Source organism: Nostoc commune NIES-4072 (assembly GCF_003113895.1).
Taxonomy (GTDB): domain Bacteria; phylum Cyanobacteriota; class Cyanobacteriia; order Cyanobacteriales; family Nostocaceae; genus Nostoc; species Nostoc commune.
In genome coordinates this window covers 535,817-550,000 of record NZ_BDUD01000002.1, presented here as the reverse complement: position 1 = coordinate 550,000, position 14,184 = coordinate 535,817, and the positions used below count along the sequence as shown (strand labels likewise).

Below are 14,184 nucleotides of genomic sequence, written 5' to 3'. Positions count from 1 at the left end.
AACCAAAAACTAACAACTGACCTTAGACTTTTGCTATCTTGTCTTGGTCATATTCATCCACCAAAATCACACTTTGGTCAAATCCAGTTTTCTCAAGGGTGTCTAATACCATCTCCTGAATGCCAACAACATAGATGTCAGTATCAACACCCATCTTTTGCTTAATGAATATGAGTACCCGCAGACCTGCACTGGATATATATTCTAGGTCTTGCATCATTAGAACGAGATGTCTTGGATGTTCCGTAGCTGCATTTTCTACCTCTTTTTGGAAAATTGGTGCAGAAATTGAATCCAACTCTCCAGCTAAAGTAATTTTAGCGATACCCTTGCTTGTTTCTAGTGTTGCGTTGAAAGCCATAATCTTGTCCTTTATCATTTACTTTTAACTGATGACCAATCTCATTTACCAACCAGAATGACTACAGAGCGATCGCCCATGAGTAATCCGTACTGATTCTCCAGCACAGGTTCCGTGCCAGGTTTCCAACAATCCAATGGTGGAGTGACACCAGTGTTGGCAAACACATGCCACTTCATTGAATTTGGCAATCCTGGAATTTCAAACCAGTTAGCTTGATGATGCATATTCATAGCTACGTAAATGTAATTGTCGTCAACAGTACCCTCCTTTGCGTGCTTTCCACAAAGCATAAAAGCGAGAGTGCGACTGGAGTCAGACCAGTCAGCATTCCATGCTTGGATGCCATGCCAGGTGATATCAGCATAATCACTACCTACATAGTCTTGATTACGGAAGTGCCACGAATTTCTCAGTACTGGGTGAGCGTTGCGAAAGGCGATGCAGTGTTTGAAAAACTGAAATAAGTCTTTATTGGACTCCAACAGCGTCCAGTCCATCCAGTTAAGTTGATTGTCGTGGCAATAGGCATTGTTGTTGCCTTTTTGACTTCGGGCCACCTCATCGCCCATGAGGATCATTGGCACTCCCTGGCTGACCATTAAGATAGCCACGGCATTTTTGATCTGTCGCTGCCGCAGAGCATTGATACTCGGATCGTCCGTCCATCCTTCTGCCCCACAGTTCCAGCTGTCGTTATCATTGCCACCGTCGTTGTTATTTTCCCCGTTAGCCTCGTTGTGCTTGTGGTTAAAAGAAACTAGGTCGGCGAGGGTAAAACCGTCGTGACAAGTGATGAAATTAATTGATGTGGCTGGCGCACGACCTGCCCAAGCATACAAGTCTGGTGAACCTTGTAGTCGCTGTGCCATATCTCCTACCCGACCTGGCTCTCCTTTGAGGAATTTGCGAATGCCGTCGCGATACTTGCCGTTCCACTCAGCCCAGCGGCCAAAAGCTGGGAAGGAACCAACTTGGTAGAGACCCCCTGCATCCCAAGCCTCAGCAATGAGTTTGCATTTTGCCAGAATTGGGTCAAATGCCAAAGCTTCTAGCAAAGGCGGGTTAGCCATTGGCGCACCCCAAGGGTCACGACCGAGAATCGAAGCTAGGTCAAATCGGAAGCCGTCGATGTGATACTCAGCGGCCCAGTAGCGCAGACAATCAAGCACCATATGGCGAACAACTGGGTTGTTACAGTTGAGCGTGTTACCAGTGCCACTGAAGTTAAAGTAGTACCCATCCGGCGTTAGCATGTAGTAGGTTTGGTTGTCGATCCCCCGGAACGAAATTGTCGGGCCATGCTCGTTTCCTTCCGCCGTATGGTTGAAGACAACATCCAGAATTACCTCAATGCCATTTTTATGTAATTCTTTAACTAGGGTTTTGAGTTCATCAACTTGCATCCCGAATTTGCCTGTAGCCGCATAGCCAGCCTTGGGAGCAAAGAAGCCGACGGTACTATAACCCCAATAATTCATTAACAGTTCCCCGGTTTGCGGGTTAGGGCGACTGTTTTCAAATTCATCGAATTCATAGATAGGCATCAGTTCAACACTGTTGATGCCTAGCTCTTTGAGATAGGAAATTTTTTCGCGGATAGCAGCAAATGTTCCTGGATGCTTGACTCCAGAGGAAGGATGACGGGTAAAGCTGCGGACGTGCATCTCATAAATAATCTGATCCTCCGGTGGGATTTCCAGAGGACAGTCATTTTCCCAGTCAAAATCGTCAAAGGCAAGACGCCCTCGATGTTGGTAGATGTTATTCCAGTCAGGCGTTTCTCCCCAAATATCCCTACCACTGATGACTTTAGCGTAGGGGTCTAGAAGAATTTTACCAGAATCAAACCAGTGACCTTCACTAGGGTTGAAAGGCCCGTCCATGCGGTAGCCGTATTCAATATTTTCGTAATCCAAGTCAAATACGATCATGCTATAGACATTTCCAATCCGAAACTCTTTCGGAAAGAGAATTTCCGCCATCGGTTCCGGGGCATTCTTTTTGAATAGCACTAAGGTACAGGATTTAGCATACCGTGAATATATCGAGAAATTAACTCCTCCCGGCACTAAAGTAGCTCCAGGGGACAATGGACGACCGACACGCAGCTTGAAGTTGCCGTAGGTGTGGGTTGGATGAATGTCTATTCTTTCTAGCTCCATTTCTGCCTTCTCCTAATTAAAATTTATCGACAAATATTTAGGTAATTAGGACTTACGCAATAACTCTCTGAAACTCTTATTCCTTTGGGTCCTTCTGCCAGGGGGAGACGCATTCGCTAATGCGGTTCGTTTTTTCATGATTTTGCGTAAGTCTTGGTAATAACTATTTGAGGCTAAGTGGAAAAAACGTGAAGCTTGAAATTGAGAGCTTTTAATCCTGAATCAAGGGTGTCACTGATTTGAAAAAAGTCGAGAAAGCCAGTAATGGACATGGTGTCCTTAATTTCTTCGGCAACCCCCACCAGCAACAGCTGTCCGTTTTGACTTAAGACTAGTCGGTACAGCGACAGTAACAACCGCAAACCGGCACTAGACATATAAGGGACTTTAGTCATATCTAGAAGAATCTGGCTCCCTGGTTGGACTAGTGGCAAAACTTGCTTTTGAACTAAAGGTGCAGTACTACTATCTACATCACCGATCATTTCGATTACGGATACTGGTTGAATTTGTAGGGCACTGATTTCTTTTTGGATTGGAGGTGTAGTATTGACATCTACCTTAACAGCCGCTTCCATTGCTGTTACTTGGAGTGTCTTGATATTAATATCCATGATTATGCTTCTTGAGTACTAAGCTCACTGATTAGGGACGATTTGAACTTTGACTTTCACTTGTTCTTTCGTATCCGGCAGTTTAACCGTCAGGGCATCAGCGTCAAAATTGTTATATGGTTCTTCGTTAAGCCAACAAGCATTAATCTTTACACTACCGGGCGGGAGAATATCTGGTGACACCCGTAGAATATTATCCTTAAAGGCTCCAGGTAGAGGTTTGAAGTAAAAGTCCATTGGCTGTTTAGTGAACAGCAGATTAGTATAAACTGAAGCCAGATAACACAGTTCAGTTGAATGATAACCGCTCATTGAGTGACTACCTTTAAATCGCTCATTACCCATCAAGAAGGGTAGCCCGCTTGCCAAGACGTTGAAATAAATGCCGCCATCTTCATGGTCAAGGAAGTGGGCATTATAGAAGGCTGCGGCTTCACGAGCATGACGCAAATATTCTGGATTCTCAGTGATGCCATTTAGGATCAGGTAAGCTAAGATAGCTTGTTCCTGCTGCCACCAAGCTTTGCGATCGTGCCAAACGAGGCGGTGTTGTTCTTCCCCTTCGTCTAATACGCGCTCCATAACGTCGTACCAGCCACCACGCTGCTGGTCACTACCTATTTTGGGCATGAGGGAGGCAATTTTTTCCGCCAAAGCCACATACTGATCTTTGGGTTTGAGACTTTGCATCCGCATGAGGTTCCAGGCAATTTTCAGATTATGCCCGATGACAGCGCGGTTTTGCTGCCAGCCCCAAGTTGTGTCGTGGCTCCAATCTTCATGGAACTTTTCTTGGACAAAGGGGCTGTTGTCGTAGTCTGGGAAATATTTAGCGATCGCATCAAAGGTATACTCCAGCATATCGGCATATTTCTGTTCGCCAGTTGCCAGCCACAGGTTGATCAGATAAGCTGGAGCGTGATCTCCAACGGAGTTCCAGTTCTTGCGAGCGCGGTTGTTACCTAGTGACTCAGCACGTGGATCGAGGGTGATGGGGTCAATGTGGGAAAAATAGCCAGCGCCTTCTTTATCCAAGAAGAATTTGTCAAATAAATCTACAGTCATCTCGGCATCTTTGAGAATGCGCTGATCCCCAGTAATCCGGTAAGTTTGAATCGGGCCTGCCAAAGCATAAATTTGCTCGTATGCCGGGATAGCGTCGTAATCATCGCTAAACTCAGAGGTTAAGAGTTTTTGCTCACGATTGCCCGTTACCTTAATGCCGTGATACCAGTAAATCAGGTTTTCATCAGGGTCATAAAACCGCATGTGCTGACGCAGATATTCAGTGCCTTTTTCAGCAGCTTCTAGAAAGCGGTCTTCGCCCGTCATCAAGTAGGCTGAGGCAAAACCATAAACTAAGCGGGAAACAGTGTCGGTTTCTTGCAGGTAATCATCTTCGCGCTTTTTGACACCAGTTACCCTTAGAAAAGTCCGATATTGCCGATAATCTATTTCGTTTTCGGGATAATTGAACTGCCAATAGAGGTAACTATCAGCAATTGAACGCACTTGCTTGACCCACCAATCCGGCTCTTCATGCCGATATACACTGGGAGCATCTCCAGGAAAGACAAAGGACTTAACTTCAAATTTGTACCCTTCCCCCTGTGGGTAGAAAATACCGTAGGCAAACACAGGCTGACCAGGGGTTAGCATCTCTGCAAGGCGTTGGGTACAGTCGTTGTAAGGTTCCTGTAAGTTTTGGGTAATCCGGCCATAGGTGGTTGGAGTCAGGTAAGCCTGAAATTTCCGTCCATCTGATGTCTTGATTCCAAAGCTTTTTTCGCTACGGTTAAAGTCAGTGACGTACCCAGCAATGGTGTCAGAAAATGAAAAGCTCATGTGATCCATGAGGTTAACTCCAGGATTGTTAAAGTAAAGTGGCTGTATGTGATCAAATTTTTATCTACTAGCAAGAGATTACCAAAGAGCAGAGATAATTTTTCAGTTCTACTCTCAGGCATCACACAAATGATGATTTACCCACTGGGAGTTTCTGCATTTTTTCCTGCTTTTGAATCTCTGCTACAAAAACTTCCATAAATTCATCGACAACTCCAGGATGTTTTGCTGAAATCAGGTTGTCATCTATCACCAAATCAGCAGTTGCATCCCCATCATAGATAACTTCACCACCAGCATTTTCAACATCACAGATGATGTTGTGGGCACAAGTAACTTTGCGACCTTTGATTAAATCTGAATCAGCGCAGAACAGCCACAAGCTATGACAGATTGTTCCTATTTTCAAACCATCTATCTGTAGAGCCTTTCCCAGAAATACAACTGCCGGAGCTTGATTTTTCTGACCTTTCTTTACAGAAACCTGATATCTCAGACGATCTGTAGCATAGGCACCAATACAAATTATTCCCTTGTAATCTGCCGGAGCAACATCATTGATTTCTGTTGTAACTGTAACATGATCCTCAACTACACCAGTATCAGGGTTTGCCCCAAAGGTTAACTCTGGATTATCCCAGAGATGAGAAATATACTCGACTTGATAGCCTTGAGTGGGAAAATATTCGTTGAATCTGCGAAATTCAGTTTGATCGAAATGTTCCTCAATTAGGACGCCAATTTTCCCCTTAATTGGGTCGCCAATTCTACCGTTATTTATTAAAGGTGTAGATGTCATGATATTTTTCTCGTTATTATTAGGATTTACTTTTTTGTAACGAATTCAAACTAACCTCGGACTTTGAACAATGAGGTAATTTCCTTTGACTAAGTACAACTTTGCATAAAATCGTGGCGAATTGAGGGTTGAAATTTAAACGTATAGGGGCTTCGCCTTGCAGATAATTCACTACGAATTCATGAAATGTTGTACTAAGTCAGTTTCTTTTTCTTAGTGACATTCAACTCTTTAGCTTGATATGGGTGATGCTAATCAATCTGACTTCTAAACCCCGTCACGTAAGAACGGCGGGCGTAGCCAACCACAGTAAGCAGAGTCAGTAGCACAAGCGCCGGGATCGCCTGTGGCCCTTCCCCAGCCTTGAGATGCGAGAACACACAGCCAGCCATTAATATGCCCAGACCGACACTTGCCAGCGTCACAGTGCGTGGAAACAGCAGCAGCACCGCCCCGCCAATTTCAGCCACACCAACAAAGAAACGAAACCAGGTGGGATAACCCCACTTAATAAATTCTGCTACGAGTTGTTGAGCGCCTGTAAGCTTTAAGGTTCCGAACATCAGGAAAGCCGCAGCTAAGAGAGTAGTGACACTCCACAATGCGATCTTGTTTAGTCTGTTTGATCTTGCCATGAGAATAACCTCCCTATGAGATTCAAGTTTCTAGAACTAGCCCTTTGAACATGAATATTTGTACTATTAAGCAAATGATCTTTTAACTTAATTTTGGTATTTTGGCTGAGGCGATCGCCTGATTTACAGTCCAAAAATTTGGAGTTTTTTTGTGCAATTCAATCATGATTTAAGTGTTTGGTTTGTTGTTGGATCACTAAAAACGCAACGATCGCACCAAGTGCCACTAAACCAGCGCCGAGGTAGAAGGCAGATTGAAAGCCTTCGGTCAAAGCCCTTGCCAATACTGCTGGCGAGCTACCTTGCGCGGCAATAATTCCTTTAGAGTGAGCGCTGGCGATCGCCACTAGCAACGCCAAAACTATAGCAGCACCTACCTGCTGACTAGTAGCTAGTAACCCAGAGGCTAGTCCAGCGTCTTCATCTTTGACCGACATGAAAGCAGCAATAGTTAACGGCACAAAGGAGAAACCAGCACTAGCACCAACAACAAGCGAAGCAGGTAGCACATGGATTACATAGCTGCCACCGACAGAAACCTGGGCAAAGAGTACCAGACCAATGGCCATTAAGAGCATCCCGACTGTCAAAACAGGCTTGACACCAAACCGATTCACCAGCACCGAGGCCAATCCAGAGGAAATACCACCCGCCAGTGCAAAAGGTAAGAAGGCCAGTCCTGAGTTGAGCGCTGATAAACCTAACACTTGCTGGAGGTAGAGTGAGATAAAGAACAAGGTACACAACGGCCCAGTGCCGTGAACCAGAGTGATTAGGTTAGCTCCAGTGAGATTACGCAGACGAAAGATTCGTAACGGCACTAGTGGTGCAGGTGAGCGCTGCTCAATGAACATGAAGCCAAGAAACAGCGATACACACAAAAAGAGAAATCCAAGTGTCCGTGCCAAGTGTCCTTCAGCGTTGACGATTGTAAACACAAGCAGGATCAATCCTGTTGTACTACAGAAAGCGCCAGCTAAATCGAATTGCCGAGACTTGTTGTTAGTGACGCTCTCACTCAGGAATATTGGAGCTAAAAGGGCTGCTGATCCCGCGATCGGCACATTGACAAATAGCACCCATTCCCAACCGAGCAGACCAGTAATTAGTCCGCCCAGAAGTACACCAGCTGCGCCACCTGATGCACCCGTAGCCCCCCAAACACCTAACGCGCGGTTCCGCTCTGAGCCTTCACTAAAGGTCATGGTGAGAATCGACAATGCCGTCGGAGAGCTAAGAGCGCCACCTAGACCCTGAGCGCTACGCGCTGCAATTAAAATAGTTCCAGACTGCGCGAAACCGCCTATCAGGGAAGCAAGGGCAAAGAGGCTAAGTCCAAATATAAAAACGCGGCGGTGACCGAGTAAGTCTCCTGCTCGTCCTCCCAGGAGGAGAAAACCCCCAAAAGCAAGTGTGTAAGCATTGATCACCCATTGGAGGTTCTGTTGCGAGAAATTGAACGCTTGTTGGATTGAGGGAAGAGCAATGTTGATGATCGACACGTCAAGCACAAAAATAAACTGTGTGGCACAGAGTAGGATAAGTGCTATCCAGCGACGGGAATCTAATGCAGTCTTAGTGACCATAGGATTTATTGTGTCATTTGGGAAGCGATCGCTATGGCTGTGTTGTATAAACAACTTCGTACAAGTGAAAATCGTGAGGGAATTCTACAGCCTTCTCCACGGGAGCCATAAATTCTTGGCTTTTAAGAGCTGTGTCCAGTGCTTCTTTGCTGCTCCACTGGGCATAGTTTACGACTCGTGTACCATCCAAACTTTTGTGGATATTAACAGAAATGAAGCCTTCTTGCTTCTTAGCTTTTTCGATGTTACTTACGAGGTGATCTACTAAACGTTGCTGCTGTTGATGATTTTCAACAGTGAAGACGTTGATTACAGTCAGTAAACCAGCTTTTTCGCTAATCGTAATCATTTTAGTTCCTTATCAGGGGTTAATACTCTGCTGGAAGTCTCAGGCTCAGTCTCCTTCAGTCCTCACCTTTGTAAGGTCCTGTATTATGTGTCATCGGCGTGAATCTACAGTTAATGTTGATTTTTATGGTGAATCAGGCTGTTTGGTGCTGATACTGTTGGCGTTTTGGTGAGGAAGAGGTAGGGGCGCATAGATGTACGCCCCTATAGTTGATTCAACTGCTGCTATATCAAAATCAGAAGGCTTTTAAATGCGGACACCAGTCTGAGAAGCATCTGGATAAACTCGCCATTCATAAATCTTATCGCCATCAAAACGATAGATATCGGTACAAGGAACCTGAACGAATCGCTTGTCTACTTTATGGATATAGTTAGCATCCATTTCCAAAATAATCGTATTGCCAATTTCCCACATGCCGCGAGTATTGTGAGTTGTCAATTTCAGAGTTTTATAGATATGACTTAAAAGATCACGACAGGCTTCTGGCCCAATCACAGGATCATTTGCACCAATTTTGTAGAGGAGATTGGGAGTGAAGAATGTCATAAATTCATCCCAATTTTCGGCGTGGAGAGCCGCATACATTTTCTCCAGCGTTTTCGTCAAGGAACCACTAGAACTAGCAGGTTTAGACTGTGTTTCATTATTATCAAATACGAATACCGGATCGATATTCATATAAATTCGTAATTCCTGAACTTTATCACCTTTGAAAACAATAGTGTCGCAGCAAGGAAGCGTAAACACTTTGCCGTCATGGCGAATGTAGGTAACATCCATTTCACAGATAACTGTATCTCCGACTTCCCACATATTCTTAATGTGGTGGTAAACTTTTGCAACTGTTGCCAAGAAATCAACAGAAGAGTCTCTAATACCTTGCGGTCCATAAGCAACGGGGAAGTTGCTGAATTGGTAGTGAGCATCATCGGTGTAAAACTTGATGAAGTTTTCCACATTCATCGATTCGCCAGCTTGGAACATTCGTTTAACGATTTCAGATTTTGTCCCAACAAATGTTTGTGAATGTGCCAGTATCATTGTATTACTCTCCTGATTAACTTGATTTTCAATGATATTTTTGAGATGGTGGACAGCTTGAGCGATCGCTTCTGGTTGAGCAGCTTTAATAAACCATTCAGCTTCCTCTTGTTCCAGAGCTTTGTCATTAGTAGGTTGCAAATCTATTGTGTAAGTTACAATCGGTAAAGATCCAGAATTATGATTAGCAGGTAGCGTTACCTGATTACTCAACTCACCAGTAAAAAGTGGATGATCTACGAGAGTAAATATTACTTTTTTAGCTTGCTCATCTACGGTGACTTTTTCTTTCATCTGCATTCGCGGTGTTCTAATTTTACGGAGAATGCCATTGTTATATCTTTCTAAAATTTTAAATTCTTCAACTACATGGGGAATATATGGTTGGGGGTTTTGCATTTTGTCCAGTAAAACATCCCAAACAGTTTCCAAAGGAGCATTCACAGGAATACTATATGTGGCGTACAGTCCCTGAGTATTTGATTTTGGTTTTTGGGAATTTAAAAACCAGTAATTTGTGCCATTAGCTTGGTTGTATTCTGTTTCGGCTCTAGTAAAGTTTTCTTTGGCTTTCCGAGTCACTTGGTTGAACTCTAGCTGTTCGCCGTTTGGCCCTTTACAGTAGAATAATGCCCATCCTTCAAAATCGTCAGTAAAATCTGTCTTAGCAAATTTGGGAGCAAGTTTTTTCATTTCTTCTGCGGAGTTGGCCCGGACAATCCGGTTAACAACTACCTCAGTTAAACCTCGTCTTTGACATTCATCTTCCAATTCTTTTGCAAAGACATCAATATCTACATCATCTTTCACATAGAAAGAAAGGTGCGGTGCATTGGTGTAACCAACAGAAGAAGGTATTTTTTCAAAAGCATTTGGTGCAGCAAGCGTTAATTTCGCATCTCGGAAATGAATGATTTCAACGACTGTGTTGCCAAAAGAAATGAACCTGACATCTAAAGCCATGTCTGAACCATCTCTAATGTTAGCAACACCCAAAGCTTTCGGATCAATCCCCTTTTCTATCGCTTCAACTTCCTCTTTTTGAAAGAGCAGATTGTGCAAGGCTTCGCCGTAAAATCCATCTCCACCAATAGCGACTTTACCTCCTAGTACTTCGAGGTAAAACTCTAAGGATTTTGGCATATCATAAACTGTGATCCCAAAGTGTTGCACACCTTGTAGATAATGCCCCAATCCCGACTTCCCATTCTGTTGATTCTGAGTGCCGTTCATCAGAGAAACTATATCATCTTTAAGTTGATTTGTTGCACCTACTTTCATAATCAAATCTGCAACCTTAGAACTACATTGACCCGCTAGAGTTATTTTGCTTTCGTAAACGAATGTGTAAGCAGTTCGTTCCGGAAATGGTAGAATCTGTTGGACATATTTAGCCTGGTCTTGAACAGCAATAGCGTATTCTTTTGAGGCGAAAAATGTTTCCATCTCCAGAGGATTGGCAAAAGCAATTTCAAAGGCCGCTTGATACTGCTTTTCTGGCGCTTCATAATGAGATACCCCAGGCGCATCTGGACGGGAATTATCTACTTCTTCCAACAAATGCAGTCGGAATTTCACAACAGAATCACTCTGGACAACAGCTGGTGCAAAGCTGTCTGTCATATATCTGCGAAAAGCTTCTACACTCACGGCATCAGATTTCTTTACCATGACGTGGAACTTAATCACATTTAGGTTTCCGTTGGGAGCTCCTGTAGGGATACTGTCAATATAGGTTTGAGAATTGCCAGAATTAGTTATGTAACCAATCGCCTTACTGAATATATTGCGCTCATCATCCATGAGAATGGCCGCAGATTTAAACCAAGTTTGACGGTCAACTTCTGTCTCAAAGGTTAATTCTGCAATGCCATCAAACTGATCTTCTGGTGGTAAGTCGTACTCAATACCCTCAATAGTTGGCCACAAGTCTCCCTGATTATTAGCCAAATGGAACTGCCAGTATTGATGTTGTCCTGGTAGTCTAGCACAAACAGGACCATGCACATTTCTCCAGTAGTCATCGAATAAATCTAACGTTATTGACTTTCGTTTCCATAACAGAACGTAGAAAACTGCTGTGCCATTTTGATCGCGTATGGCATAATCGGCTTTTTTGATTGCTGATATCATTGCTGCATTCCTTAGTTCAACACTACTTTGCTCAAAAATCTTATTTAGTGTGCCGAAGCAGCTTGCGACTTTATTAAATCCTGCATAAACACACATGAACAAAAGAAGTTCCTCAATTTCCTCATAAGCAGCTCCCTGTTTAAAAGCCATATCCAGATGTGCTGCGAAAGGATTACCGGGGCCTTTGTGATTCTGATTGACAACATCAATTGCGATCGCCATCAGCGCCTTGGTTTTTTGGTCAATTAATGGCAGATCCCATGCTTCACCAGCTACACGAATCACAAAGTCACCAAACTTCGGGTTAATACTTTTTAAACCTGCTTGTAGTTCTAAATCATCTAAAACCGCATTTTTGTACACCCGATTATCTGTCATCTTAGGCTGTGGTGATCAATTTCAGTAGTCCATTGGGGGCAAAAACATCTCGATAGAAAGTCAATTGCTCAGTTTTGAGATAACATCCGCCTCTGTGTCCGCGTCGCATCCATGTGACATTTCCTTTAGCAAGTGTTTCGTTAGTTTCATTATCTACACACTTCCATTCAAAGTAGGTCACTTCCCCATGAAACATGACGATTGGCCAACACATAGTTACACCTGGTTGGGCAATTAATGCCCACCAATGTTGCTCACGCTCTTTTTGTTGTTCTAAGCCTTGATAAGGCCCATCTTGGCAAAAATAAACCAAGTCATCACGATATTCACCAGTTAGGATATCGCCTCGTCCCTGCCTCAATGCTTCGCAATGAGTAGGCCACCATTCTTTGTTTTCTTGTTCAATTTGTTTGAGAGTATAATAAGAATCTATTTGTGGCTGGTTCTTTTCTTTCATCGCCACATACTTTTCGGCATCTTCTATGAGTTTTTTGGCGACATAAGGAGTCACAAGTCCTGGTCTAGAATAATCTGCTGCTAAATCTTTGTAATAATTATTCCGAGTCTTAGTTGGACTATTTGCAGTATTTTGTGAATGATTAAGAGAACCATTCTGAGAGCCATTGGAATTGGAAATGACCAGTTTTTGATCTAGCATAAGAGAAGTTATATCCTCCTTTAATTGATTGGTTGCACCAAGGTTTACGATCAGGTCTGCCACTGTGGAACTCCGTTGACCTGCTAATGTTATCTGACCGTTGTAGACAAAAGTGTAAGCAGATCGCTCTGGAAATGGATTGATTTGTTTGATATACTTTGCTTGGTTTTTTACAGCTTTTGCATATTCTTTTGAAGCAAAGAAGTTTTCCATTCCTAGAGGATTGGAAAATGCAATTTCAAAAGCTGCCTGATACTGCTTATGTGGAGGTTCATAATGAGATACTCCAGCAGCATCGGGACGAGAATTATCTACTTCTTCAAACAGATGCAGTCGGAACTTGAGAACCGAGTCACTCTGGACAACAGCAGCAGCAAAGCTGTCTGTCATATATTTGTGAAACTCATGCAGACTGACGGCATCTGCTTTTTTGACCATGACATGAAACTTCAGGATACCCAGTTCTCCGTTTGGATCTCCCGTGGGAATGCCATCAACATAAGTTTTGGAATTACCAGGGATGGTATTATATCCAATCGCCTTACTGAACAAATTGTGTTCATCATCCATCAAAATGGCAGCAGCTTTGAACCATGTTTGACGGTCGGCTTCTGTCTCAAAGGTTAATTCTGCAATGCCATCGAACTGGTCTTCAAACCCAGTGGTGTATTCGATGCCGTCAATAGTTGGCCATAAATCACCCTGATTATGAGCCAAATGGAACTGCCAGTATTGATGCTGCCCTGGTAGTCGGGCGCAAACTGGGCCGTGAACGTCTCTCCAGTAGTCATCGAATAGATCTAATGTTATTGACTTTCGTTTCCATAAGAGAACATAGAAGACTGCTACACCATTTTGATCGCGTAAGGCATAATCAGCCTTTCTGATTGCTGACATCATTGCTGCTATCCTTGTAGAGGTTATTATATTCAGATTTCCACTGCACAGGAGTTGGTTGCTGATGGAGTTCTACTAGCTTTAATATTGAAGAAAGCGAGAAGTAGGTGGGTGAGATAGTCTGGAGGCTGATCAGGAATTCAATGCCCGCAGCGCTCGACCGCGCCACCGCACACATCCTTGGCGACCAACTCAGTAAAGCATTTCATAAATTCGTGACGAATTAAGCTGCCTAATAATAAGGCTTTGGGAAATTTAATAACGCTACGAACTTGTGAAATCCTGTATTTAATAGAAGTTATGGTAAATACTGAACTTCTATCAGAAATAGCCCTGCTATTTCTGATTTTGAATATTATAGAGAATTCCAAATCTCATTCAGTGTGCCGAAGCAACCGGCGACCTTATTGAATCCCGCATAAGCACACATGAATAAAAGAACTTCCTCGATTTCTTGGCGAGTGGCTCCTTGTTTAAGAGCCATACTCACGTGCGCTCCAAAAGGATTACCTGGGCCTGTATGGTCTTGATTGGCAATATCAACTGCGATCGTGATTAAAGCCTTAGTTTTTTGATCAATTAATGGCAGACCCCATGCTTCGCCTGCTACACGAGTCACAAAGTCACCAAACTTGGGATTAATAGACTTTAAACTTTCTTGAAGTTCTTTGTCGTCTAAAACTGCATTTTTGTATGCCATGTTATTCTCCATATAAAGTA

The 14,184-nt window shown here is 43.4% G+C and carries 12 protein-coding genes; all 12 read right to left on the bottom strand.

The window, feature by feature from the left end; genetic code table 11:
* Positions 1–22: 22 nt before the first annotated feature.
* The gene (locus CDC33_RS34920; RefSeq protein WP_109013374.1) at positions 23–361 is read right to left on the bottom strand and encodes an anti-sigma factor antagonist; all 339 of its coding nucleotides are present in this window, start codon (positions 359–361) and stop codon (positions 23–25) included.
* 41 nt (positions 362–402) lie between these two features.
* Positions 403–2,526, bottom strand: a complete 2,124-nt coding sequence (glgX, locus tag CDC33_RS34915; protein ID WP_109013136.1) for a glycogen debranching protein GlgX — start codon at positions 2,524–2,526, stop codon at positions 403–405.
* Positions 2,527–2,699: 173 nt separating this feature from the next.
* Positions 2,700–3,140, bottom strand: a complete 441-nt coding sequence (locus CDC33_RS34905; protein WP_244919519.1) for an anti-sigma factor antagonist — start codon at positions 3,138–3,140, stop codon at positions 2,700–2,702.
* Positions 3,141–3,164: 24 nt separating this feature from the next.
* Positions 3,165–4,994: an AGE family epimerase/isomerase gene (locus CDC33_RS34900; RefSeq protein ID WP_109013135.1), complete on the bottom strand. Its 1,830-nt coding sequence runs from the start codon at positions 4,992–4,994 to the stop codon at positions 3,165–3,167.
* A gap of 112 nt (positions 4,995–5,106) precedes the next feature.
* Positions 5,107–5,784: a DJ-1/PfpI family protein gene (locus tag CDC33_RS34895; protein WP_109013134.1), complete on the bottom strand. Its 678-nt coding sequence runs from the start codon at positions 5,782–5,784 to the stop codon at positions 5,107–5,109.
* A 251-nt stretch (positions 5,785–6,035) separates the two neighbouring features.
* Positions 6,036–6,419 carry a DoxX family protein gene (locus CDC33_RS34890; protein ID WP_109013133.1) on the bottom strand — a complete coding sequence of 128 codons (384 nt, stop codon included), beginning with the start codon at positions 6,417–6,419 and terminating at the stop codon, positions 6,036–6,038.
* A 158-nt stretch (positions 6,420–6,577) separates the two neighbouring features.
* Positions 6,578–8,005 (bottom strand): MFS transporter, encoded by a 1,428-nt coding sequence (locus CDC33_RS34885; RefSeq protein ID WP_109013132.1) that lies wholly within the window; start codon positions 8,003–8,005, stop codon positions 6,578–6,580.
* Positions 8,006–8,036: 31 nt separating this feature from the next.
* Complete coding sequence (locus tag CDC33_RS34880; RefSeq protein ID WP_109013131.1) at positions 8,037–8,354, bottom strand: antibiotic biosynthesis monooxygenase family protein; 318 nt, start codon at positions 8,352–8,354, stop codon at positions 8,037–8,039.
* Between the two features lie 246 nt (positions 8,355–8,600).
* Positions 8,601–11,909: an AtaL-like protein gene (locus tag CDC33_RS34875; protein ID WP_109013130.1), complete on the bottom strand. Its 3,309-nt coding sequence runs from the start codon at positions 11,907–11,909 to the stop codon at positions 8,601–8,603.
* Between the two features lies 1 nt (position 11,910).
* Complete coding sequence (locus CDC33_RS34870) at positions 11,911–13,467, bottom strand: EthD domain-containing protein (RefSeq protein ID WP_109013129.1); 1,557 nt, start codon at positions 13,465–13,467, stop codon at positions 11,911–11,913.
* On the bottom strand, positions 13,442–13,633 hold the full coding sequence (locus CDC33_RS38060) for a hypothetical protein (protein WP_146195916.1): 192 nt from the start codon (positions 13,631–13,633) through the stop codon (positions 13,442–13,444). The genes CDC33_RS34870 and CDC33_RS38060 overlap by 26 nt, the downstream gene beginning before the upstream one ends.
* A gap of 186 nt (positions 13,634–13,819) precedes the next feature.
* A complete protein-coding gene (locus CDC33_RS34865; protein ID WP_109013128.1) occupies positions 13,820–14,164 on the bottom strand; it encodes a carboxymuconolactone decarboxylase family protein in 345 nt (114 codons plus the stop codon).
* Positions 14,165–14,184: the final 20 nt, after the last annotated feature.

Coding starts and splice junctions, on each gene's coding strand:
- CDC33_RS34920 (WP_109013374.1), bottom strand. CDS start 361: ATGGCTTTCAACGCAACACTAGAAACAAGCAAGGGTATCGCTAAAATT.
- glgX (WP_109013136.1), bottom strand. CDS start 2,526: ATGGAGCTAGAAAGAATAGACATTCATCCAACCCACACCTACGGCAAC.
- CDC33_RS34905 (WP_244919519.1), bottom strand. CDS start 3,140: ATGGATATTAATATCAAGACACTCCAAGTAACAGCAATGGAAGCGGCT.
- CDC33_RS34900 (WP_109013135.1), bottom strand. CDS start 4,994: ATGGATCACATGAGCTTTTCATTTTCTGACACCATTGCTGGGTACGTC.
- CDC33_RS34895 (WP_109013134.1), bottom strand. CDS start 5,784: ATGACATCTACACCTTTAATAAATAACGGTAGAATTGGCGACCCAATT.
- CDC33_RS34890 (WP_109013133.1), bottom strand. CDS start 6,419: ATGGCAAGATCAAACAGACTAAACAAGATCGCATTGTGGAGTGTCACT.
- CDC33_RS34885 (WP_109013132.1), bottom strand. CDS start 8,005: ATGGTCACTAAGACTGCATTAGATTCCCGTCGCTGGATAGCACTTATC.
- CDC33_RS34880 (WP_109013131.1), bottom strand. CDS start 8,354: ATGATTACGATTAGCGAAAAAGCTGGTTTACTGACTGTAATCAACGTC.
- CDC33_RS34875 (WP_109013130.1), bottom strand. CDS start 11,909: ATGACAGATAATCGGGTGTACAAAAATGCGGTTTTAGATGATTTAGAA.
- CDC33_RS34870 (WP_109013129.1), bottom strand. CDS start 13,467: ATGATGTCAGCAATCAGAAAGGCTGATTATGCCTTACGCGATCAAAAT.
- CDC33_RS34865 (WP_109013128.1), bottom strand. CDS start 14,164: ATGGCATACAAAAATGCAGTTTTAGACGACAAAGAACTTCAAGAAAGT.